A 948-nucleotide genomic window follows, 5' to 3' on the forward strand; every position below is an offset into this window, starting at 1 on the left:
CTAGCCCGTCTTATTCGTAAAGGACCGGCTCATGCGTCGGCTTTGTCAGCTTTCTGTCAGCTCGTCCAAATAGTAGCTCGTTGTGATGAGAACCAATTACAACAACTGGCCCTCCGACGGGCAAAGTGTGGACCAGCAGCGCGATGCGCTGGCCGGCACTTCTGGCGCAGATGGTGCTGCTTTTACGGCCGCTTTAGCTGCTGGACCAGCGTCTTCCGCTTTTGACAAGAGGACAGGTGTGTCAGTCCGCCTACACAGAGTAAGTAGCAATATTGGCAACGCCCAAAGTGTTTCTTTGTTTACTGATGCCAATGAACGCAATAAGGTGGGAGCGATGACCGTGGCGCCGGGGCGCAACAGTTTGCGAATTCTCAGCATAGAAAATCTCGGCCGGTCGAGGTACAAAGGGGTCGGGACGGCTATGATTGAAGTCGCCGATCATACTAGGCAGTCCGCGGGCCTTTCCAAGCTATCCCTTCTCTCTCAAGATGAAGGAGCTTCAGCATTTTTCTACAAGAAGGGATTCCGGTTTGCGGACGAGGGCAAGAATGCGGAAATGCGGACTGTCATTTCCAATCCACGATACGTCTCAGATGAAATTCTTATGGGCGAGATGGAGCGCTAGCCCGTCTTATTCGTAAGAGTGCGCCTGAGGGCTGGCGAGCGTGGTGTAAAGCGCTGATGCGGCGTAGGATTCGGTTGCGAAGCCACCCCATCACCTTAAACCACGCCCGCCATGACCGATGATACGATTCTGCCATCCTCGTTTCCAGCCGTTCACGCCAAGAAAGTCACAGCTGCCTTCGATGGCGGTCGATCCACGTCTACGACACGGATAAGAGCCGGCCCGTGGCCGTCGTGCTGCGGCCCGGCAAGACGCCGGGCGGCGTCGAGGTGCGTGCCCATCTGCGCCGCCTGGTACGGCATATCCGCACGCGATGGCACAAC

At 56.4% G+C, this 948-nt stretch carries 1 protein-coding gene; it reads left to right on the top strand.

The window, feature by feature from the left end:
* Positions 1-85: 85 nt before the first annotated feature.
* The gene (locus QJT78_RS51620; protein WP_014498653.1) at positions 86-625 is read left to right on the top strand and encodes a GNAT family N-acetyltransferase; all 540 of its coding nucleotides are present in this window, start codon (positions 86-88) and stop codon (positions 623-625) included.
* Positions 626-948 lie beyond the last annotated feature (323 nt).

The sequence above is a fragment of the Bradyrhizobium sp. Mp27 genome (genome assembly GCF_029953005.1).
In the GTDB taxonomy this organism is placed as follows: Bacteria; Pseudomonadota; Alphaproteobacteria; order Rhizobiales; family Xanthobacteraceae; genus Bradyrhizobium; species Bradyrhizobium barranii.